At 54.3% G+C, this 20748-nt stretch carries 20 protein-coding genes; 9 read left to right on the forward strand and 11 right to left on the reverse strand.

The window, feature by feature from the left end; translation table 11 throughout:
- The first annotated feature begins 2 nt into the window (after nt 1-2).
- Entirely contained in the window at nt 3-884 is an 882-nt protein-coding gene (locus WCK51_13770; protein MEI7577955.1) for a PEP-CTERM sorting domain-containing protein, read from the forward strand.
- A 66-nt stretch (nt 885-950) separates the two neighbouring features.
- On the opposite strand, the gene atpC is transcribed toward WCK51_13770, so the two are convergent.
- Entirely contained in the window at nt 951-1361 is a 411-nt protein-coding gene (gene atpC / locus WCK51_13775) for an ATP synthase F1 subunit epsilon (GenBank protein ID MEI7577956.1), read from the reverse strand.
- Between the two features lie 8 nt (nt 1362-1369).
- Entirely contained in the window at nt 1370-2806 is a 1437-nt protein-coding gene (gene atpD / locus WCK51_13780; GenBank protein MEI7577957.1) for a F0F1 ATP synthase subunit beta, read from the reverse strand.
- Nucleotides 2807-2930: 124 nt separating this feature from the next.
- Here atpD and WCK51_13785 point away from each other — a divergent pair, with 124 nt between their 5' ends.
- Nucleotides 2931-3128: a hypothetical protein gene (locus WCK51_13785; protein ID MEI7577958.1), complete on the forward strand. Its 198-nt coding sequence runs from the start codon at nt 2931-2933 to the stop codon at nt 3126-3128.
- On the opposite strand, the gene WCK51_13790 is transcribed toward WCK51_13785, so the two are convergent.
- The 4 genes from WCK51_13790 to WCK51_13805 form a co-directional block, all read right to left on the reverse strand.
- Entirely contained in the window at nt 3125-3730 is a 606-nt protein-coding gene (locus WCK51_13790; protein MEI7577959.1) for a hypothetical protein, read from the reverse strand. The two genes, WCK51_13785 and WCK51_13790, sit on opposite strands and share 4 nt — an antisense overlap.
- A gap of 96 nt (nt 3731-3826) precedes the next feature.
- Nucleotides 3827-5266: a glutamine synthetase family protein gene (locus WCK51_13795; GenBank protein MEI7577960.1), complete on the reverse strand. Its 1440-nt coding sequence runs from the start codon at nt 5264-5266 to the stop codon at nt 3827-3829.
- 114 nt (nt 5267-5380) lie between these two features.
- Complete coding sequence (locus WCK51_13800) at nt 5381-6376, reverse strand: pyruvate dehydrogenase complex E1 component subunit beta (protein ID MEI7577961.1); 996 nt, start codon at nt 6374-6376, stop codon at nt 5381-5383.
- Nucleotides 6376-7392 carry a thiamine pyrophosphate-dependent enzyme gene (locus WCK51_13805; GenBank protein ID MEI7577962.1) on the reverse strand — a complete coding sequence of 339 codons (1017 nt, stop codon included), beginning with the start codon at nt 7390-7392 and terminating at the stop codon, nt 6376-6378. Before WCK51_13805 ends, WCK51_13800 begins: the two co-directional genes overlap by 1 nt.
- A gap of 188 nt (nt 7393-7580) precedes the next feature.
- On the opposite strand from WCK51_13805, the gene WCK51_13810 reads away from it, so the two are divergent.
- Nucleotides 7581-8210, forward strand: coding sequence for a hypothetical protein (locus WCK51_13810; protein MEI7577963.1), 630 nt, complete (start codon nt 7581-7583; stop codon nt 8208-8210).
- A gap of 7 nt (nt 8211-8217) precedes the next feature.
- Here WCK51_13810 and WCK51_13815 read toward each other — a convergent pair whose 3' ends face one another.
- The gene (locus WCK51_13815) at nt 8218-9276 is read right to left on the reverse strand and encodes a hypothetical protein (GenBank protein MEI7577964.1); all 1059 of its coding nucleotides are present in this window, start codon (nt 9274-9276) and stop codon (nt 8218-8220) included.
- Nucleotides 9277-9279: 3 nt separating this feature from the next.
- Nucleotides 9280-10749 (reverse strand): amidophosphoribosyltransferase, encoded by a 1470-nt coding sequence (purF, locus tag WCK51_13820; GenBank protein ID MEI7577965.1) that lies wholly within the window; start codon nt 10747-10749, stop codon nt 9280-9282.
- 50 nt (nt 10750-10799) lie between these two features.
- Between purF and WCK51_13825 the strand changes: the two genes are divergently transcribed.
- The 3 genes from WCK51_13825 (at nt 10800) to WCK51_13835 (ending at nt 14950) form a co-directional block, all read left to right on the forward strand.
- Nucleotides 10800-13286, forward strand: a complete 2487-nt coding sequence (locus WCK51_13825; GenBank protein MEI7577966.1) for a hypothetical protein — start codon at nt 10800-10802, stop codon at nt 13284-13286.
- A 15-nt stretch (nt 13287-13301) separates the two neighbouring features.
- Nucleotides 13302-14648, forward strand: a complete 1347-nt coding sequence (locus tag WCK51_13830) for a hypothetical protein (protein MEI7577967.1) — start codon at nt 13302-13304, stop codon at nt 14646-14648.
- Between the two features lie 80 nt (nt 14649-14728).
- Complete coding sequence (locus WCK51_13835; GenBank protein ID MEI7577968.1) at nt 14729-14950, forward strand: hypothetical protein; 222 nt, start codon at nt 14729-14731, stop codon at nt 14948-14950.
- Between the two features lie 131 nt (nt 14951-15081).
- Here the strand turns inward: WCK51_13835 and WCK51_13840 are convergent, their stop codons facing one another.
- Together WCK51_13840 and WCK51_13845 are read right to left on the reverse strand one after the other, a co-directional pair.
- Entirely contained in the window at nt 15082-15354 is a 273-nt protein-coding gene (locus tag WCK51_13840; GenBank protein MEI7577969.1) for a hypothetical protein, read from the reverse strand.
- 39 nt (nt 15355-15393) lie between these two features.
- A complete protein-coding gene (locus WCK51_13845) occupies nt 15394-16245 on the reverse strand; it encodes a hypothetical protein (protein MEI7577970.1) in 852 nt (283 codons plus the stop codon).
- Nucleotides 16246-16296: 51 nt separating this feature from the next.
- Between WCK51_13845 and dxr the strand changes: the two genes are divergently transcribed.
- The 3 genes from dxr to ispH all read left to right on the forward strand — a co-directional run bounded on the left by dxr (nt 16297) and on the right by ispH (nt 19511).
- Entirely contained in the window at nt 16297-17391 is a 1095-nt protein-coding gene (gene dxr, locus WCK51_13850; protein MEI7577971.1) for a 1-deoxy-D-xylulose-5-phosphate reductoisomerase, read from the forward strand.
- Nucleotides 17388-18506 (forward strand): M50 family metallopeptidase, encoded by a 1119-nt coding sequence (locus WCK51_13855; protein ID MEI7577972.1) that lies wholly within the window; start codon nt 17388-17390, stop codon nt 18504-18506. Before dxr ends, WCK51_13855 begins: the two co-directional genes overlap by 4 nt.
- A gap of 63 nt (nt 18507-18569) precedes the next feature.
- Nucleotides 18570-19511 carry a 4-hydroxy-3-methylbut-2-enyl diphosphate reductase gene (gene ispH, locus WCK51_13860; GenBank protein ID MEI7577973.1) on the forward strand — a complete coding sequence of 314 codons (942 nt, stop codon included), beginning with the start codon at nt 18570-18572 and terminating at the stop codon, nt 19509-19511.
- Here the strand turns inward: ispH and ftsZ are convergent, their stop codons facing one another.
- Nucleotides 19512-20681 carry a cell division protein FtsZ gene (ftsZ, locus tag WCK51_13865; GenBank protein MEI7577974.1) on the reverse strand — a complete coding sequence of 390 codons (1170 nt, stop codon included), beginning with the start codon at nt 20679-20681 and terminating at the stop codon, nt 19512-19514.
- Between the last annotated feature and the right edge of the window lie 67 nt (nt 20682-20748).

A 20748-nucleotide genomic window follows, 5' to 3' on the forward strand; every position in this document is an offset into this window, starting at 1 on the left:
CCATGTCTAGGCTTCACACAACTCTCTCCATCGCGGCATTAGGTCTTCTCTCTTCGATTGCGAGCGCACAGTTCGCGGCCTCCGCCTCCGGACCGATCAACTCGTTCGGATATCTGGGAAATCCTGCGAACGGTAGCTTCACCCGGACCTATTCTGGACCAAGCACAATTTTCACGTCTTTGGCCTTTTCGGGAAGGTTGACCAGTGTTGCAGGGGCGACTTGGGAGAGCGACTCGTTGTGGAACGTTACCGGAACCGGAGTAGGTCCAGGCTACCAGCTCATGCCGTCTGGAAACGGCCCCTATTCGGCACCAGTTGATATTAATGTCTCAACCAAGGGCTTGTTCTGGTTCCAGGGTGGAGCATCAGTGAACTTCGGCGCATTTCAAGACAGCAATGCACCGAATACCGTCCAGGCGAGCTGGACCAACGTTTCTTTCAACTATAGCAACTCCATCTCTCATGTCGCCAGCCTTGGTACGTTTGTAAATCCGAGCTCTCTTACGTTCGATACCAATGGAAGTACAGGGATTTCGGACACGCACATCGCCCTCTACACTGCTTCGGGAACCAAACTTTTTGAAGACGACGATAGCGGTACTGATCTGCTGAGTTCGATTTCAACGACGAATCTGGCTCATGACAACTACATCCTCGTCATTGGGAGCTTCCAAAGTACGTTTGCGGATGGCTTTGCAATTCCTGGAGTCGATTCGCTGAACTATGGTGCTTACAATCTTAACGTCAATGGTTCCAGCGTCGGCACCGGGACAATCGCTGCGGGAGAGTTTAAGACGTATTCCTTCCAAGTGGTACCAGAGCCAGGAACAATGGCTGTTGTTGGGCTCGGGGTAGCGGCACTCCTCCGACGCCGACGCAAATAATGCGACTGTCTAGCAACAACAAAGCGAGTTCGACGAACTCGCTTTGTTGTTGCTTCTGGAGAGTCGTTACTTCCCTGCTTTCGCGGCACGAATCCGAGCGGTTGCTCGCTCGATTTCGGTGATCGCGTCTTCGGACGCAATTGTGGAATCTTCGCCTCGAAGAGCCTTTCGGGCTTCTTCAAGGGTCTTTTCTGCTTCGCTGACATCAAGGTCTGAAGCAAGTCGTGCTTCATCGGCAAGAACAGTCACCTTGGAAGAGTCGACTTGAACGAACCCACCGCCAACGTAGACATGGTTTCGGTTACCGTTCTCATCAAGAAACTCGAGAATTCCGGGCTTCAACGCAGAGACGACTGGAACGTGACCAGCCCAGACGCCAAAGTAGCCGTCCACGCCGGGCGCGATGACCGACGTGGATTGAGCCGCGACCACTTCGCGGTCTGGAGCTACGACTGACAGTTCAAATGTGCTTGCCATGAGGGTACTTAGCTAGCGGCCATGAGCTTCTTCGCTTTCTCGTGAACGTCGTCGAGGCCACCACAGTACAGGAATGCCTGCTCTGGGTAGTGGTCGAGGTTTCCGTCAACGATTTCCTTGAATGAAGCAACGGTCTCTTGGATCGAAACGTAGCGTCCGGCGTTTCCGGTGAACTGCTCGGCAACGAAGAACGGCTGCGAGAGGAATCGCTCGAGCTTTCGGGCTCGACCAACGAGCTGTTTGTCGTCGTCCGAAAGTTCGTCGATACCAAGAATCGCGATGATGTCCTGTAGTTCCTTGTATCGTTGAAGAGTTCGCTGAACTCGCTGAGCGACTTCGTAGTGCTCTTCGCCAACGACTCGTGGGTCGAGGTTCTTCGAAGTCGAAGCCAGAGGGTCAACCGCCGGGAAGAGACCCTTCGAAGCGATCGATCGCTCGAGGTAGACGTAAGCGTCAAGGTGCGAGAAGGTGGTTGCCGGAGCAGGGTCAGAGGGGTCGTCTGCAGGAACGTAGACTGCCTGAACCGATGTAACCGATCCCTTCGTGGTCGAGGTAATGCGCTCTTGAAGAAGTCCCATTTCGGTAGCCAGCGTAGGCTGATAACCAACCGCAGAAGGCATTCGGCCGAGAAGTGCCGAAACCTCGGAACCCGCCTGGACGAACCTAAAAATGTTATCAACGAAGATCAGAACGTCGGATCCCACTTCGTCTCGGAAGTACTCCGCCATGGTGAGAGCGGTCAGAGCGACACGGAGACGTGCTCCAGGTGGCTCGTTCATCTGACCGAAGACCATTGCGGTCTTATCAAGAACGGACTTTTCCGTGCCGTCCTTGTCCTTAAACTTGGCTTCTTTCATTTCGAGCCAAAGGTCGTTTCCTTCACGAGTTCGCTCGCCAACGCCAGCGAACATCGAAACGCCCGAAGCTTCAACAGCGATGTTTCGGATGAGTTCTTGGATGGTAACCGTCTTTCCGAGACCAGCACCACCGAAGAGACCGATCTTCCCGCCCTTGTTAAAGGGGATCAGAAGGTCAACAACTTTGAGTCCGGTAGGAAGAAGTTCGATTTTGGTCGACTGCTCTTCAAAGGTTGGCGGCTTGCGGTGAATTGGGAGACGAGGAGCATTGTCAACCGGAGCGCCGTTATCGATCGGCTTACCAAGGAGGTTGAAGACTCGACCGAGGGTGTCATTTCCAACAGGAACCTGGATCGCGGCGCCGGTGTCAACGACTTCCATTCCGCGGACAAGCCCGTCCGTGGAGGCGAGAGCGATGGTTCTCACAAGGTCATCGCCAAGGTGCTGGGCGACTTCGCAGGTGATGTCCACACCACGGGCGGCGTCGGTGATCGTGACGGCGTTGTAAATCTTCGGGAGTTGTCCTGAAGAGAATCGACAGTCCACAACCGGACCTAAAACTTGGATGACTTTTCCTGTGCCAGGCATTCGCTCTTGGTTCCTTGTCAAAAATGACAACTTGGCGTTATCCGCCGAGCGAGAAGTATACCTTTCATGTGATTGCCCTTGGCTCACGAAACCAACGTAATTTCGACAACGTAAAAGCGTGTTGATGAAGTACACATACAAGATCGAAATGATGGAACGTTCGGGAATCTTCCAGAGCGTTGGAGACCTGCTCGCCGAAGCTGAGCAAAGACTGAACGCAATGGCGGCGATGGGCTGGGAACTTGACAAATTGATGCCGCTGGAACCGAACGGTTATACCAGCGGCGCAATTGTTGTGTATAGAAAGCCGAGCGGACTCTAGGCCTTTACAATTGCTCCTTTGAGTTTCTTCAAAGTTTCAATTTGATCGGGCGAAAGAACCTTTTCAATCGCTTCCATCGCGTTAGCTCGCAACTTTCCGCGCTTCACCGTGAGTTCCTCGGGGCTGGTGACTCCGGCTTGTTGAAGGTCGCCCATCTGGTCAAGAAATTCTTGATGGTAGGTCTTGATTTGAGTCTTCTGTTCGGAAGTGAGCTTAAGCTCGGCAGCGTAGGCTTCGTTAAGGATCGTGATGGGGGGGCCAAATTGTAGGTCAAGCTCCCTCAGACGCTGCTTCTGCTCGGCCGTAAGAGCGGCGTCAACTTGCTTAGTGAGCTTCGAGCTTTCGGCATCAACCTGCGCCTGCAGGTCTTCGATCGACCCTCCCGAGAATCCGCCCCCCATCATCCCATTGATGGTCGCTCGGTAGTCCTGATCAACTCTCTTGACCATTGCGACCTGTTCATCGGTGAGCTTCAGCTCCTTTTGTACGACCTTCATCGAAAGAATCCCCACTGGACTCTTGGCATGGATTCGCATTTGTGCGTTTGCGACAACGGCTACCCCGAGGAGCGCGGCGGCAACGGCGAGTTTGAGAAGTTTCATCTCTTGTACTGAGCGACCAGTACCTTCAAAGGTTGAGCAAAAAAGAGCCTCGCACAATTCGGGCGAGGCTCTTCGGAAGCGGACGTCCGCCTTTGGTTAGAACTTGCCCCAGAGGTACTGGTTGGTGACCTCGTGGTGATAGATGATCTCGCCCGTCTTTACTCGGGTCCCGAGCTCTTTCGGGCTGCGCTCAGCCGCGGCGAGCTTGCGGTCGATATACTTCTCCTTATTGTCTTCGCCCAAAAGCTCTGACATGAACACCGACTGCTTCATATGCCGGATGGCATCGTAGATGTTGTCTGGGAGGAAGCGAGTTCGTGTTCGGCGTGTCTCGCTGGTGATCTTCTCGGTCATCGGACCTTCGAGTCCGGTTCGGAGAAGGGTGTAGAACGCGAGGTACGCGTTCGCATCGGGAGCAACCGTTCGGCACTCGACACGAGCCGACTTGGCGTTGCCAAGCGGAATTCGGATCATGCTGGTTCGGTCGACTGCGCTCGACTTGATCTGGTTCGGAGCTTCGTAGTGAGGATCTAACCGTCGATACGAATTAACGCTGGCGTTCAGGATCAAGCAGATGTCGTTCGCACTGTTAAGGATTCGGTCGACGAAGTCGATTGCCATTGGGCTAAGCCCGTCCTCACCCTTGGCGTCATGGAACAGGTTCTTGCCGCTCTTGTCCGAGATCGACATGTTTGTGTGCATTCCGCTTCCGTTGATACCGACCATTGGCTTTGGCAAGAAGCTAGCCGTGAGGCCCATTGTGCTTGCAATCTGCCGTGCGGTTAGCTTGTAGAGCTGGATTTGGTCAGCGGCGATGACAGCATCGCTGTACTTGTAGTTCAGCTCAAACTGGCTTGGTGCCACTTCGGGGTGGTCTTTCTCGTTTTCGAAACCAAGGGCGCGCTGAGCTTCAGCGAGTCGGTCGATAAATGTCCTCAACTTGTCATTGGGAAGCGAGTGGTAGTAGCCACCGCTTGAGACGACCTGGAATCCTGCTGCACTTGAGAAGTTTTGCTCGGCGTTAAGGCCCTCAAAAAGAAACCCTTCGACCTCGACGGCAATGTTGAAGTGCCAGCCGTTCTTCTTCACTTGGTCGTCGGCGTACTCCTTCAAGAGTCCTCGGAAGTCGGAGCCGTAAGGCTTCCCTTCTCGGTCTTGAATCAAACCGAAAACGATAACCTTTCCTGGTCCGAAAACGTCGGACGGAAGCCAGCGGAACGAGCCCCAGTCGATGGCAAGCCGAAGATCGGACTCGCTCACGACGCTAAAACCTCGGATCGAGGAGCCATCAAAGGTGAGATTGTCGTGGCTCGAAAGGAGGAACTTCTTATCGTAGTCCAGCATGTGGAAGCGGCCTTCGAGGTCGCTAAAGCAGACGGTGACCGCCTTGATCGCCTTCTCCTTTTCGAGATAAGCAAGGTAGTGCTTCTCAAGATCCGCTACGGGCACGCGGTCGAGTTGCTTCTTCTTGGCTTCTAGGTTGAGCTCTTCGAGCTGGTCGTAAGGAATTTCGAGAAATGTTCGGAGTTCCGCCATTGCACCTACATTTTAGCGTTAATTTGTCCGAATTAACAATAATCTCAAAAACATAAACAATAAACCCGTACATCACTGATGCGACGCACGGGTTTTCAATCCAAGATCGCGGAGTTACCGAATCTTGTGAACCGCTGCGATCACGTCTTCTTCTGACGGGATGCAGAGCAGCTCAAGGTTCCGAGCATACGGCATCGGAACGTTGAGTCCACCAACTCGGATAACTGGGGCATCAAGGTCATCGAAGCAATCCTCTTGGATTCGCGAAACAATTTCGCCACCGAAGCCACCGCTTCGCCAGTCTTCGTAAGTCACAACCGCACGATGGGTCTTTCGAACAGATTTATAGATCGTCTCAGTGTCCAATGGCAACAACGAACGCACGTCGACGACTTCGCAGTCGATTCCGTCTTTCGCCAGCATCTCCGCCGCCGCAAGGTGAACCTGGGTCATTCGCGAGTAGCCGATGAGGGAGATGTCCTTTCCTTCTCGGAGGATTTGCCCCTTTCCGATTGGGACCGAATAGTTGATGTCCTCCGGAATCTCACCTTTGACGGTGTAGAGACCTGGGTTCTCGTAGAAGATGACCGGGTTGTCGTCGGCGATGGCCGACTTCATCATTCCGTAGGCATCCGCAACCGTCGCCGGGCAAACGACCTTGAGACCTGGAACGTGGGCGTACCATCCGTCCATGCTGTGGGAGTGTTGCGCCGAAAGCTGCTTCGCCGCGCCACCCGGGCCTCGGAAGACGATCGGACACTTTACTTCGCCGTTGGTCATGTAATGAACCTTCGCGGCGTGGTTGATGATCTGGTCAAGAGCAAGAATCGAGAACGACATGGTCATGAACTCGACGATTGGTCGAAGTCCAGCCATCGCTGCGCCGATTCCGATTCCGGTGAAACCGCACTCGGTGATCGGAGTATCGAGGATTCGATAGTTATAGTTTGCGGATCGCGAACCGAACTTCTCGACGAATCCACGGGTGACTTTAAAGGTTCCCTGGTACCGTCCTATGTCCTCACCCATGATGAAGACCTCGGGGTTCTTCTGCATTTCCTCTTCGATGCTCTTTGCCAGAGCCTCTCGGTAGGTCATTTCAAGTGCCATTAGTGTCCCTTCTCCGGCGTCATATCGCTGTAAATGTTGTCGTAGACCTCATCGGGGTCTGGGAATGGCGAGGCATCGCAGATTTCGTAGATGCGCTCGACCTCGTTATTGAGTTCTTCCTCAATTGCCTCGTACTTCTCATCGGTCATGTAGCCGAGAGCAGTCATCTGCTTTCGCAGTCGAGCGATTGGGTCGCGGGTCCAAGCCAGTTCTTCCTCTTCCTTGGTTCGGTAAAGCTGGCGATCGTTATCGGCAGCACCGTGTCCCGAATATCGGTAGGTCATGATCTCGATCCAGGCTGGGCGCTGTTCCTTACGGCACCACTCGACGATTTCGGTCGCCTGTCGCTTCATCTGAATCACGTCCATTCCGTCAAGCCGCTCCGAGCGGATGTCGAACGGCAGTCCGCGCTTCCACAACTCCTTGTCAGCAGCGTGGTACTCAAGCCGAGTTCCCATTGCGAACTCGTTGTTCTCGATGACGAACACGCATGGCAGGTCGTAAAGTGACGCCATGTTCAGGGTCTCGAAGACGACGCCCTGGTTGGCGGCGCCGTCGCCCATGAAGTTGATACAAACTTTGTCTTCGCCTCGATAGCGAGCGGCGAAGGCCAGACCTGCTCCGAGCGGGATGTGCCCACCGACGATTCCCCAGCCTCCGTAGAAGCCGTTCTTCGGATCGTAGATGTGCATCGAACCGCCTTTTCCTCCGGCAGTTCCGATCTTGCGACCCATCACTTCGCCGAGGACAGCCTCGGGCGGAGTTCCTAGTAGGAGGGCGTGTGCGTGGTCTCGATAGGCGGTGATGACATAGTCCTCACCCTTGCGAATGGCCTTCATCCATCCGACCGCGAGGGCCTCCATGCCGATGTAAACGTGCATGTAACCACCCGCTTTGCCCTCTCGGTAAACGCGGTTGCACTTCTCTTCGAAGAGCCTGATGAAAAGCATATCACGCAGGTGCTCTTCGAGCTCGGCTGCGCTTTCGGTGATCTTGTATTCGGCCTGTTTTGCCACTGGTGATCCTCTGGTTGTCCCGCGTGTTCTACGAGGGCGTTTGCTCGGACATCAGCGTCCGCGACCGGGAAGAGGATACCAGAAGGCAGGGTGGTTGATCTTGATTGCAAACCCGAGGTGGATTTCGATCACGTTTATCGCTGAATGTACCAACGGTACTTGGAAAGTCCTACGTAGCATGATGTGATATGACGCTAAGGTTCTTCACCCCGGCCGCCTTAACACTCCTGTCCACTTGCGCTCTCGCTCAGTTTGGGGCGCCTTCACGCTTGGAAATGATCTCCAAGAACGACAAAGAACGCGGACTTTTCGTGAGTCTCAATCTTGGATCAAGCTCGTTCTCGTCAACAAGCTTTGGCTCAACCTCTACGGTAAGCCAACCGACGAACGGACTTGGAGCGGAGTTCGTCCTCAACCGGGGCTCGCAAAACCCAATCGCCATCGGATACGGGACGTTTCAATTCCAGTCGACGAACAACTTGAACAGTTCAAACATGCGCGATCTCTACGCAAAGGGCTACTTCTCCAACATCTGGGGAGCCAGTTTTGGTGAACTCAACTTAGATGGCAATCGAGCTACCTATTTCACTCTCTTTGCCGATCTTTGGCCACGGGGTGACAACAACTGGAGCACTCAGATAGGCTTCGGAAGTTACTCAGGCTCAGGTGATCGCGGAAGCGTCGCAACCACGCGAATCTCATTCCGGCTGAATGAAGGGCTCTTTTTGGACCTCACGACGAGATCAATGATGAGTTCCGACTCTGGATCGAATCTAGATTTCACGACATCGTTCTTCGGCATTACAAAGCGATTCTGAAAACGAGTTAACCCAATGCCCGGCGAACCAACTCATGAATCTGCTCGCCGGGTAGTCGAGGTTCGTCCAGAGACCTTTCGTCCAACGGAAAAACTGACTCGGTAGGGGTTGCCGAGAAAGTCGTCCCGAGGCCGGCGGAGCCACCCAGCAGCACGAGCCGAAGTTCGAGTCTGTTCTCCAGAACGTGGTCAAGCAGGCGACCGATCAAGTGCTTTCCGCACTTCGCGGCAAGATACTCCGCTTCCTCAAACTCTTCCCTCTCGCGCATCTTCAACCAAGGGTCAAGGTGGACGATTGTCCCCGAGTCATACGGAATTCTCTGGAAGTCAGTTTGGAGCCCCGTCCCGAATCGACCAATTTCGCTGTGCTTGAACCCGGCCAGGCGAACCAGACCCGCAAGGCGGAACGAAGACGACTCATAGCGATAGGGGTAGCCGTAGCGGAGCGCAAGGTTTGGCACGGATAGGCGATAGCCGTGCCCCCAGGGCCACACAAGATTGATCGGATCAACACCATTATCGATTCGCCGAAGATTGAACTCTTCGTCATGCAAGATGTTGACGGAATCGTCGATAAATCGTCGAAGCTCGTTGTCACCGTCTCCTTCAGGAAGGCTCTCATTCAACGAAACAATCTCAGCTGGAGCCAAGGTTTTGATCTCTGCCATTCGCTCCCACACCAGGCCGTGGTCAAACTGTTGTCCCACGAGAGTGGTCAATCTCTTCGTGTTGAGTACCGCTAGCTTTGATTTAACAATTGTGAACTCATCGGTGGTGAGCAGCTGTTTCGGAACCCGCACGGAGTCTGTCAAAGAGAGCAGCGACAGGTGGAAATGGAGTGATCTCTCCGGCGGATCCCAGCCAAGTGCAGACACTGTCAACGGGCCTTGCCTCAATTGCCCTTCCTCCGGTGCTAGGCCAATGAGCATTGCTTCTGGCGTTTCACATTCGGGAATCGTTAGCCGAGTGAGCGAGGAAACCTCGCCGAGACGCTGAAAACCTTCGACCTTCCGAACTAGAGAATCGGATTCTGGTGAGCCGAGAATTCCGTCGAGGATGATGAGCATGCTCTAGTCCGCAATCAGAACGCCCTGGCCGGAAGACACGGTTTCGAGTTCTCCGACGGGGTCACCAAAGGCGTTTTTTTGGAGTCCTTCCGGAATCTCCAGTGGATACTCTCCTGTAAAACAGGCCGTACAGAACCCTTCTGTTGAGTCATTCACGGCCAGTCTCGCGCCATCAACGCTGAGGTAACCCAATGACGTCGCCCCAATATGCTCCTTTAGCTCATCAAGGGTCATGACCGCCGCCGCAAGCTCGCTCTTACTTGCCATGTCGATGCCATAGAAGCACGGATGCTTGATCGGGGGCGCCGTTATTCGCACATGAACCTCGGTCGCACCTGAGTCGAACATCATCTTGACAAGCTGTTTCGTGGTCGTTCCTCGAACGATGGAATCATCGACCAAAACAACCCGCTTACCCCTGAGGTGATCTTCCAAAGGCGTCAGCTTCATCCGAACACCGATCTCGCGCATTCGCTGGTCAGGCTGAATAAACGTTCGGTGGATGTACCGACTCTTCATCATGCCTTCACGGAACGGAATTCCTGACGCTTTGCTAAATCCCAGGGCCGCGGGGATTCCGCTATCGGGAACGGGAACAATAATGTCGGCTTCGACCGGATGCTCTTCGCTCAGCCGTTCGCCCATCCTCACTCGGGCCGAATAGAGCCCGGTTCCAAACATTCTCGAATCAGGACGCGCGAAGTAAATGAACTCGAACAAGCACATCGCTTCTTTGGGCGACTCGACACCTTGGACAATTCGCAAACCATCCTTGTCGATCACGGCAATCTCCGCCGGCTTCAATTCGCGCTCAACGGTTCCGCCAATCGGACCAAATGCACAGCTTTCGGACGCCATCATGAAGCCACACTCTCCGAGCCGGCCGACCGAGAGCGGACGAATCCCATACGGATCGCGGAACCCGATGATCGTGGTCGGAGTTTGGACAACCACCGAGAAGGCACCTTTGCAAAGCCGCATCACTTCCCGAACCGCTTCTTCCACTCCGTTTTTCAGGTTGCGAACGATGATTCGAGCCATCACCTCGGTATCGGAGGTCGACGCAAAAACTTCCCCTTCCGCCTCCATCTCAGTGCGTAGTTGGACGGCATTGATCAGGTTCCCGTTGTGAGCAACCGCAAGCTCACCAATTTGGGTCTGGCAAAATATCGGCTGTGCATTTCGCAGGGCACTGGCCCCGGTCGTCGAATACCGGGTGTGTCCAACCGCCATTGATCCCGGAAGCGTATCGAGGATTTCGGGAACGAAAACCTGGTTGACCAAGCCCATGCCCTTGTGCATCCGAACCCGCTTCCCGTCCGAAACCGCCATTCCCGCCGACTCTTGTCCTCGGTGTTGCAGGGCAAAAAGTCCGAAAAAGCAAGTGCTCGCGACATCCTCGCCCGGCAGATAAACCCCGATGACCCCACACTCTTCCTTCAGAGTTTCGCCATCAACCTCGGGAATGAACATTAACTATGAGGATACCGATTTGAGGCGTGGAAACGAATACAATCGAAGGAATGAGATTGCCCGAAGGAGAAGTCGTTTTTCTGATGACCGATATCGTGGGCAGCTCGGCTTTAGCGGAGCAGGATCCGAGTCTCTACATCGAAACTCTGGGAACGCACGACGAAGTTGTCAACAGCGCGGTGAAGGAGTGCGACGGACATCTTTTGAAGCATCGCGGCGAAGGAGATTCGACGTTCAGCGTTTTTCGCTCGGCGGACGCCGCGCTTGACTGCGCGAAGCGAATCCATCGCGAGCTTTCGGCGCGAAACACGATTGTTCGATCTGGTCTGAACCGGGGGATTGCTCACTTCGCAGAAAATGACTACTTGGGCGACGTCGTCAACCGTTGCGCGCGCATTCGTGGTCTTGCGAATCCCGGCCAAATTCTGTTGAGCGAAACAGTCAAAAACGCAGCTGAACGCGAACATGACCTGATCTATCACGGACTTCAAACGTTGAGGGGCATGATCAACGGCGCGCAAATCTATGAGTTGCGAGTAGATGAATCAGCGACAAGCCCGGACTTGACCACAGATAGCCGTCGTCCGCTGCCAAAGCTTTACGATCGCTTCGTCGGACGGGATGCCGATTTGGCGCTCGCGAAACAAAAGCTCGGCTCGTACCGAGTGTTGACTCTACATGGCCCCGGCGGCGTTGGCAAAACTCGACTTTCAATAGAAGTAGCTAGCCAAATGGCCGGACAGTTCCCAGGCGGTATCGAGTTTTTTGACCTCTCCCAATCAGACTCCGCTAGCTTTTTGTCAGTGCTACCTTCAATCGAAGCCATTTCAAAGCCGAACGCTCAATGCCAACTGTTGGTTCTTGATAACTGCGAACAGATCGTCGAGCAAGTCGCAGCCTGGATCTCCCAAGTAGTTCAGGCATCTTCGACCGTAAAGGTTCTTGCTACGAGTCAAATCGCCCTCGAAGTCGTGGGAGAGTATGTTCAACGCTTAGAGCCTTTGAATGCTAGTACAGCAACATCTCATGCAACGGAGCTATTGATTTGCCGGGCCATGGAAAAAGGCACGCCGGCTTCGGTCATCGAACCCCAGCGATCCGTGATCGCCGAGATCGCCTCTCGATTGGGTGGCATGCCTTTGGCGATTGAATTGGTGGCCGGAAAACTCAAGTCGGTTCCTGCCAGCCGAATCTTGTCATCGCTAGATGGCCTCCTCGCCAGGGACTTCGGGGAGAATTCAACGTCTCGATGGGGCAGCCTTTCTGAGCTTTGCCGCTACAGCCTCAGCTTGCTAAGCCCTGCCGACTACCGCCTTGCTCAAGCGGCAAGCGTTCTTGGAACGACGTTTTGCTACGACGCCATCTCATCGCTTCCAACTGAGTTCGTTAAAGACGAATTTGAAGCGAGCGAATCTCTCGATCGTCTGGTAAGACACTCAATCATCTCGGCAGTCTGGGCGCGCGCGGGAGTTGTTTACAAAATGTCCGACCTGTTTCGCAAGGAGCTTTCGCAGACCGTAGCTCCTGAACAGCAGGCGGAAATCGTGGAGGCTCATGCAGAATGGGCACTTTTAACTGCGGGGACTGCACTCGAGTCCGAAGTCGCTTACCATGAGATCCGGCCCTTCCTTGACGATATGGTGTTCGCTATCAACAAATCGCTTGAGATTGGAAACCGATCGAGAGCCTTTGAGCTGTTTCGCGCCGCTCGAAAAAGCTGGATCGCGGACGAGGTTTCGGCACCAGCTGCAAAAATGACGGATCAGTTGCTGCTTCTGTATCCGGAACTCTGTGAAGAGCGCGCAGAGTTGCTAAATGTCAAAGGCATCTTCCTAATCCATCAGGATGCTACAGCGCAGGGCAAGCTTGCGTACCAGGAATCCATGGACGCCTATGCGAGTCTCGGGAACCGATACAGAGTGGCGGTCATTAGGCATAACCTGGGAATCCTTCACTACTATGCGGACGAGTTTGCCCTCGCCGAGCAGATGCTGTCTGCATGCCTCCTAGAAGCAAATGCTTTGGAGGATGAGGGACTCGCTGTATCCTCACTTGTCCACCTGATCTTTGTTCGCTACGGTGCTGGTGATGAGGCGACTGCGATCCAATATGAAGACAACCTCAAAGAGCTGGCACCAAAGCTTACACCTCTGCTGAATGGGGTCTGGATGAACGCTAAAATTCACTTCTTACTGATCAACAGGAGGGTCGACGAAGCCATTCCGGTCTTGCGTCGCATGATCGTTGAAGGAGCTGGACTAAAGGATATCGCAATGCTCGCGCGAGCAATCCTGTTCCTTAGCGCTGTCCATGACGCGAAAGGCGGAAAAGACGAGGCTACCGAGCTCTTATCCCTGTGTAGGGCATTTATCCGAGATCGATCCGTCCATTTCTTCATCCAGGATCACTCCCTGATGCAGATGCTGATCCAGTCACTCGGAGAGAGCCAAACGACCGGTTCGGTGTTACCAGGACTCGAAGAAGTGATTTACCAAAAACTCTCTCAGTGGGCCGTAGAAAATGCCGTGAAAGTCTGATAGTATTCAGGCTTGATGCAAACACGTCGCTTTAATTCGAGCTTAGTTTTCGCTCTCACGATCCTGGGGGCGAGTGCGTTTGCTAATCCCTTCCTCCAAGGAGCCCGGCCCATTGACGGAGAGCTAGGCATCAATAACGAAGGCAAGGTAACCGGTTTACTCAGAGCGGAATCAGAAGCGAATACCGGGCTGAGAGTGAGTATTGCGATCGCAATCGGTAGCTACGCGACGGAAGCTGAAGAAGATGCTGCCATCGCTCAAGGAACAAATGGCAGCCGAGGCTTTAAAGTCATCTCTCTGCCTGGTACGCAGGTTATCACTGACTTGTCTGCGCCATGGGAAGCCGGCGTTTCGCTCCCCTTGTGTGACAAGGCGACGTTAGTCGTGAGATCTGTCGAGCTGAGAACCAATACGGTGAGAATTACTCGAAATATGATGCAAAAGGGGATGACGACCGTTCTTCAAGCTAAGGTGCGGCTCCCAGATATAATGAAGAATGATCCTCAGCCTACATTTGCTTCGGAGCGTCCAGTACTGATTCCCAAAAGTCGCTCTCTACCGATTGATGGCTTGGTCGGAATGGATGCAGCCGGACGTCTTACAGGATACGTTGCGCCCCGAGGTGATCATTTCAGCTTGGCAGTAGCTTTCGTTCCAGGGAACGGACTCACCCTGGACGAAGGACTCCGATTGCTTTCCAACAGCTCGACCCCGGATGCAATTCCGTTCACCGGCTTTGAAGCTTCGACAAATCTGCGTGACTTGACGCCAAACGGGTCAAGTGCGGGTGGTGTCATCCAGCAACTTGCTGGCTTGATCATCGTCCGGGAGACCGAGGCGGGTAGCACAACGGCTAACTATAGCTTCGTCCAAGTCTCAGCTGGGGCGCCCACGAAATGGGTCCCAACTAGAAATCCACAGGTGAGAGCTTCGGCTAACAAAGCCATTGGGATTTCCTTAACAGATATCCTTTCCCGTTCACTCCCAATCGACGGCAACGTCACCCTCTCACCTGGCTCCGGAACCGTCGAAGGCAACATTATCGTTGGTCCTCCAGTCGGCTTAAGAAGCTACTCAACTATTGACATTGCTTCCGTCGGGCTGAACATGGGGAACAGCCAGGACTCAGCAGAAGAGTTGCTAAAGCAGCTGAAACGCAAAGATCCCGACTTGAAGGAATCGTTCAAGACCATTAAATTTGGGACTTCCTACGAGCTTGTTCGCAACAAGCCGGTTGGCAATCAATTACAACTTGCCAAAGGGGCCAAGGTAGCGATGCTTTTCCGATTTGATGGACCTTACGGTCGAGAGTATTCTGTTTCGGTCATCGAACGAAACGGCAAACCTCCCCATGGGCGCTGAAACTGATCCCGTTTAGGCAAGTTCGGTTTTCTGACACCCTTACCAGGAGTTCTGACCCTCTGGTAAGGAAAAGTGTTTGCGTGAAGGTAACGAGTAGCAGTATCCTCCCAACCACCAACGGGGCCAGTCAGCCGATTGGCATCACGCCTCCTCCAGGGGCGGGTACCCAACCTATCGGTGGAACTCAACCCATCGGACGAAAAGGAAACGGAAACGCGAACGGCGCCGACAATGGCAACGTGGACGGAAACGGAAACGCCAATGGGAATGGGAAAGGCGGAAGCCTAGACATCAGCGCTTAACTACTCCAAACCTTAGGGCTTGGCAAAGTAGGAATTGCGAACGACCGTCCCGACCTCCTCAGGTCGGGGCACAACAAAAAACGAGCAGAGGCAATGGCACCCTGCTCGTTGTTGTTTATGAAGGTCGGGGTTTAGACGTTGTAAGAAGGCTTTTTCAGCCAAGCCTTTGGAATTGGCTTGAGGCCGCATGCCACTTCGGCGAACATCGGCGACTTGAGAACGTCGGTTGCAACCACGAGCTTCACCATGGTGCCGCCGTTCTTGAGGTGAACAACCTGGAGGTTCGGGTGCTGGGTGCGCTGCTTGTGCGGTGCTTTATACTTCCAACCCTGCGAGTGAGTGTTGCGGATGTACTTCGCAGTCGTGTTTCCTTTCTTACCGCTAACCTGACAAATCTTGGCCATTGCTCAAATCCTTTGGCGTCGCAAAGACGCGAATAGACACTATACCTCAGGAGTCTCGGCCTGGGCAACCATGGCTCGTGATCTTTGCAACTGCCGCATCCCCCCGACCGCCACCCACAACAGAAACAGCCCACCCAGACTCGCAACCCAACCGGCCACACTCCCTCGCGGCGGCGCCAAGAAATTCTGAACAGCAAGCCAGAAAAACATCGCGCTGGCAACTCGGATGTCCGACCGCGACCAAAGCATCAACAACAGCATTCGGGCCGAGAGGAGCACAGCCGAGAGCAGTGAGGTCAACAACGGATAACGAAAAAGTTGGGTTAACATCGAGTTCTCCCAAAGAGGATCATCGCGCACCAGCCAACTACAAAGGGCCGAAACCAAGTCCGAGCCAGCCTGAAACAGAATGAAAAGCCCCACGAACCACTTCCAATTTGCCTGGTCGCTGAGCCACTTTGCCTGAGCCGGATGTAAGCAAATCGCCGTTAGGATCGACATTCCAAGAGCCGCCAGTGAGAAGCCGCTGAACCCAAGTGTATGCATTTGGTGAAACAGCAGTTTGTATCCCTGCGGATATTCAATCGCAGACACAATTCCGGAAACCAGAGCCGGGATCATCGGCACTGCCCACCAACGGTAATCACTGATCCGCCGTTCCTGCTTCAAGGCGTCGAAAAACGAGAACTCGCCCTTCCAAATCAGAACGCAAAATAGGGGCACAAAGCCCACAGCAAACCCAAGAAACTGCCCTCCTTGGTAGCGGCGATGCTCCGGGTGAACCATTGAATACAGATCATAGAAGCTGATCACCGCCCCCAAACTGATCGTCAACAGCATAAACCCAAGCCGCAGCCACCCCCGCCTACTGAAATCCGGAAACTCGATCACTTCTGACCATTGTACGACGCCCACCCAGGATCGGTGTCACAATTTCTACAGATGAAGCGAGTCGTTGTCTTAGGTTCAACCGGGAGCATTGGCACCCAAACCCTCGACATCATCCGGCAGTTCCCCAACGACCTCAAAGTCATCGGTCTCGCCGCCGCCCGAAACGCTTCCCTTCTCGCCGAGCAAGCCGGTTTATTTGGAGTCAAGGAAACCGTCATCTACGAGCGCGACGGAATGGACGCCCTTGTCCGCCTCGCCACACTCGAAGAAGCCGACATCGTCGTCGTCAGCGTCGCTGGAGTCATTGGCCTGCTCCCCACCTTCGAAGCCATCAAAGCCGGAAAGCAGATCGCCCTTGCCTCTAAAGAAGTCCTTGTCGCCGCCGGAGAAATCGTGATGCCGCTCTGCCAAAAGCACGGAGTCACCATGACCCCCATCGACAGCGAGCACAGCGCGATTTTTCAGTGTCTCCAAGGCTATCGGTCTGACCAGGTCAGTGAGCTTATCCTCACCGCCAGCGGCGGCCCGTTCCGAGGTCGTAACCGCGATGATCTGCAACAAATCACCGTCGAACAAGCCCTCAATCACCCAACCTGGAACATGGGCGGAAAGATCACCATCGACTCTGCCACCCTCATGAACAAGGGGCTTGAAATGATCGAGGCCAAGTGGCTCTTTGGAGTCGAAATCGACCAGGTGAAGGTCTGCGTTCACCCCCAATCGATCATCCACAGCATGGTCAAATTCACTGACGGCTCCGTACTTGGCCAACTCGGCTGGCCGAATATGCGGCTTCCGATCGCCTACGCCCTACTCTATCCCGAAAGGCCACCCAACGATCTCAAAAACTGGGATCCGACCGATTCACCGCAGCTCACATTTGAGAAACCTGACGAAGAAACTTTCCGCTGCCTCGCCCTTGCCCGCGAAGCAGCACGAATCGGAGGCACAATGCCCGCCGCAATGAACGCCGCTAACGAGGCCGTCGTGGCTGCATTCCTCGATGGAAAATGCGGATTCCTACAGATTGCCGATCACGTCGAAGCCGCAATGCAGGAACATCACAGCAAGGCAGCGACGTTAGAAGATATATTGGAAGCAGACACATCTGCCCGACATTTCATTAGCGCGCGTTTGAACTCATGACAATCCTCCTTTCCATCTTCACCTTTATTGTCATGTTCGCGATCCTGGTCGCGGTTCATGAGTGGGGGCATTATCTCGCCGCTCGCCACTTCCGAATGGCGGTTTCTGAGTTTTCGATTGGATTTGGCCCCAAGGTGAAGACGTGGCGCCAAAAGCTTACGCGCATGCCGAACGAGGATCAAATCACTACGGACTTCAACGTGCGCTCGGTACCGCTTGGCGGTTTCGTGAAAATCGAAGGTATGGAACCACAGCCGGACGGTAGCGAAACCAAGATCATGCATGGCTTCTACAGCAAGCCGCCGACTCAGCGCATCGCCGTTTTGTTCGCCGGACCGCTATTCAGCATCATCTTTGGCGTACTCGTGATCTTCTTCACCGTTGTGGCCTTTGGAATCGACAAACCGTCCAACTTGGTCGAGCAGCTGAAGCTGAAGTATCCCGCTGTAGAAGCTGGAATTAAGCCCGGAGATCGCATTCTCAAAGTCAACGGCGAGCCAACTACCGAGCCCTTCGCCGCCACTGTAGCGATTCGAAAATCGACAAGTGGATCGGTTCAGCTTGAGGTAGATCGGTCAGGCACTGCCATGAAGTTCAGTGTCCCAACAAAGCTGAGTGAAGAGGCCGTGGACCTACTTGATGCCGACGGACTTCCGACCGGGGTAAAGGCGAAGGTGCCCCAGCTCGGGATCGTGTTTGGCGCAGAAAAGGTTCGGATGCCAGTTGGAGAGGCTCTCTCAACCGCCGTCGAGATCCCCATCATTTCAGTTCAACGACTTCTATACCGTCTCACTCAACCTGCAAAGATTATCGAAGAAACCACCGGCGTTGTGGGGATGGCTGCCGTGACAAACAAGGCGGTAGAAAGCGGTCTTGACAGCGTGCTAACCATTTGCGGCATGATTTCAATCTCGCTCGGGATTACCAATCTTCTGCCGATCGGAATGCTTGACGGTGGGCAAATTCTTCTCGCAATCGTAGAGCTCTTCAACCGTGGAAAGAGACTGAGCTACAAACTTCAGACGACCTTCCTCACCGCTGGAATGGCCTTCATGCTCGTCCTGTTCCTGCTGATCACTAGGCAAGACATCATCCGCTGGGTTCTGCCTAAGTGATTTGAGGTTTCAGTTTCGTTCCGCGAAATGCTAACTGCCAACTGCTGACTGTAAACTATCATCGTGGAGAAAATTCTTCTCGCCGCCCCACGAGGCTTCTGTGCCGGAGTCGCGTTTGCCATCGAGGTCGTCGATCTCGCGCTCAAGGCATACGGTGCGCCACTGTATGTGCGGCACGCCATCGTGCACAACGAATGGGTCGTCAAGTCGTTCGAGGCACGCGGAGTGATCTTCGTGGAAGATGTTAATGAGATCCCAGACGGAATGCCCGTCGTCTTCTCTGCCCATGGCGTCTCGCCGGAGGTAAGGCGTGTCGCCGCCGAGCGAAACCTGACCATTGTCGATGCAACTTGCCCACTGGTCACCAAGGTCCACAACGAGGCGAAGCACTACGCCAAGAAGGACTTCTTCATGATCTACATCGGTCACGAAGGCCACGTCGAAGCCGAAGGCACAATGGGCGAGGCCCCCGACCGAATGGTCTTGGTCGAGACTCCGGAAGACGCCGAAAAACTTGAGCTTCCCCATTATGAGAATCTCGCGGTTCTATCTCAAACCACGCTCAGCGTTGACGAAGTGTTGGCAACGATGGCCGTCCTCGAGCGCCGCTTCCCGCACATCCAGAGTCCTCCCAAAGGCGACATCTGCTACGCGACAACCAACCGCCAAGCCGCAATCCGAGCCATGGCCGCCGAGTGCGATCTCTTCCTGGTCGTCGGCTCAGTCACGTCCTCCAACTCCAACCGCCTGCGCGAAGTTGCCGAGCAATTCGGAGCCGAAGCCCACCTCCTGATGTCACCCGACCAGATCAAGCCCGAGTGGAGAACAGACTACAAATGCGTCGGGATCTCTAGCGGTGCCTCAACCCCAGAAGTTCTGGTCGAAGACATCATTGGTTCACTGCTAGACGGCAGAGCCATTCCCGTAGAAGTTGTCGAAACGGTCAAAGAAGACATCAACTTTAAGCCGAACCGAGACCTGATCGAGTTAGCGCAAGCGCGCTAACTAACCACCGCTCTGCCGATTCCGGTGCTCACGGATGAAAGCCGGAATATCCAGATCGGATTCTTCGATGAGGTCAGGAGTTTCTTCGATCTTCTTGTCGAACATCTTCGCTCGTGCCTCAGCGACGACATCTGCGCTGGTGACCGAAGGAATCACAGGGTTAACCGTATGCCGCACTTGAGCGACTGGCTGAGCGGATGACTCGATGCGGGCACGGCTGGAAACTGCGGAGATCGGATCGAACCCAGTCGCAAGAACCGAGATTCGGACAGTGCCTTCCATGGAAGGATCGATCACGGAGCCGAAGATGATGTTGACCTCGTCCTGGTCGCACAGCGACTGGATGTAGATCATTGCCTCACTCGTCTCGGCCAAGGTCAGATCGTCGCCGCTCGTGATGTTGACGAGAACGCCTTTCGCGCCGTCAATCCGTTGCTCTAACAATGCGGAAGAGGTCGCCGCCTGAGCAGCTTGAACAGCGCGGTTATCGCCCACGCCGTAGCCGATTCCCATAATCGCTGGGCCAGCATCCTTCATGATCGTGCGAACGTCAGCGAAGTCGACGTTGATCTGCCCAGGGATCGTAATGATGTCGGAAATCCCCTGAACCCCTTGGCGAAGAACATCATCGGCGACACGGAAAGCGTCGTGGAAAGTCGTCTTCTTCTCGACCACGCCAAGGAGCTTTTCGTTGGGGATCGTAATGATGGTGTCTACCTTTCCGGTGAGACCCAGCACGCCCTCGTCGGCGAGGCGCTCACGCTTCGGACCTTCGAATCGGAATGGCCGGGTAACAACGGCGACAGTTAGCGCGCCCATTTCTTGCGCGACATCGGCGACGACTTGCGCGGCTCCGGTGCCGGTTCCGCCGCCCATACCGGCGGTGATGAAGACCATGTCGGCGCCCTCAAGGACTTTTCGGATATCGGCTTTGCTTTCTTCGGCAGCGTTGCGCCCGACTTCCGGGTTTCCGCCAGCACCGAGTCCTCGAGTGAGGTTAACGCCAAGTTGAACCTTTTTGGTTGCCGGTGAAAGATCAAGAACTTGGACGTCGGTGTTCATTGCAATGAACTCGACGCCTTTGATTCCGCTTTCGATCATGCGTTGGACTGCGTTACTTCCGCCTCCGCCAACACCGACTACCTTGATTACCGCTGTATTCGCCACCAGAAAAACCCCTAAGCTACGAAGTTTATCACTCCTGTGATGGGGATAAGGTGTGGATAAGTGGGGATAA

It is taken from the genome of Armatimonadota bacterium (assembly GCA_037138755.1).
GTDB lineage: Bacteria > Armatimonadota > Fimbriimonadia > Fimbriimonadales > Fimbriimonadaceae > Fimbriimonas.

Bases quoted from the DNA above. Each gene is read 5' to 3' on its own strand.
- WCK51_13770 (MEI7577955.1), top strand. From the start codon at position 3: ATGTCTAGGCTTCACACAACTCTCTCCATCGCGGCATTAGGTCTTCTC.
- atpC (MEI7577956.1), bottom strand. From the start codon at position 1,361: ATGGCAAGCACATTTGAACTGTCAGTCGTAGCTCCAGACCGCGAAGTG.
- atpD (MEI7577957.1), bottom strand. From the start codon at position 2,806: ATGCCTGGCACAGGAAAAGTCATCCAAGTTTTAGGTCCGGTTGTGGAC.
- WCK51_13785 (MEI7577958.1), top strand. From the start codon at position 2,931: ATGAAGTACACATACAAGATCGAAATGATGGAACGTTCGGGAATCTTC.
- WCK51_13790 (MEI7577959.1), bottom strand. From the start codon at position 3,730: ATGAAACTTCTCAAACTCGCCGTTGCCGCCGCGCTCCTCGGGGTAGCC.
- WCK51_13795 (MEI7577960.1), bottom strand. From the start codon at position 5,266: ATGGCGGAACTCCGAACATTTCTCGAAATTCCTTACGACCAGCTCGAA.
- WCK51_13800 (MEI7577961.1), bottom strand. From the start codon at position 6,376: ATGGCACTTGAAATGACCTACCGAGAGGCTCTGGCAAAGAGCATCGAA.
- WCK51_13810 (MEI7577963.1), top strand. From the start codon at position 7,581: ATGACGCTAAGGTTCTTCACCCCGGCCGCCTTAACACTCCTGTCCACT.
- WCK51_13815 (MEI7577964.1), bottom strand. From the start codon at position 9,276: ATGCTCATCATCCTCGACGGAATTCTCGGCTCACCAGAATCCGATTCT.
- purF (MEI7577965.1), bottom strand. From the start codon at position 10,749: ATGTTCATTCCCGAGGTTGATGGCGAAACTCTGAAGGAAGAGTGTGGG.
- WCK51_13825 (MEI7577966.1), top strand. From the start codon at position 10,800: ATGAGATTGCCCGAAGGAGAAGTCGTTTTTCTGATGACCGATATCGTG.
- WCK51_13830 (MEI7577967.1), top strand. From the start codon at position 13,302: ATGCAAACACGTCGCTTTAATTCGAGCTTAGTTTTCGCTCTCACGATC.
- WCK51_13840 (MEI7577969.1), bottom strand. From the start codon at position 15,354: ATGGCCAAGATTTGTCAGGTTAGCGGTAAGAAAGGAAACACGACTGCG.
- dxr (MEI7577971.1), top strand. From the start codon at position 16,297: ATGAAGCGAGTCGTTGTCTTAGGTTCAACCGGGAGCATTGGCACCCAA.
- WCK51_13855 (MEI7577972.1), top strand. From the start codon at position 17,388: ATGACAATCCTCCTTTCCATCTTCACCTTTATTGTCATGTTCGCGATC.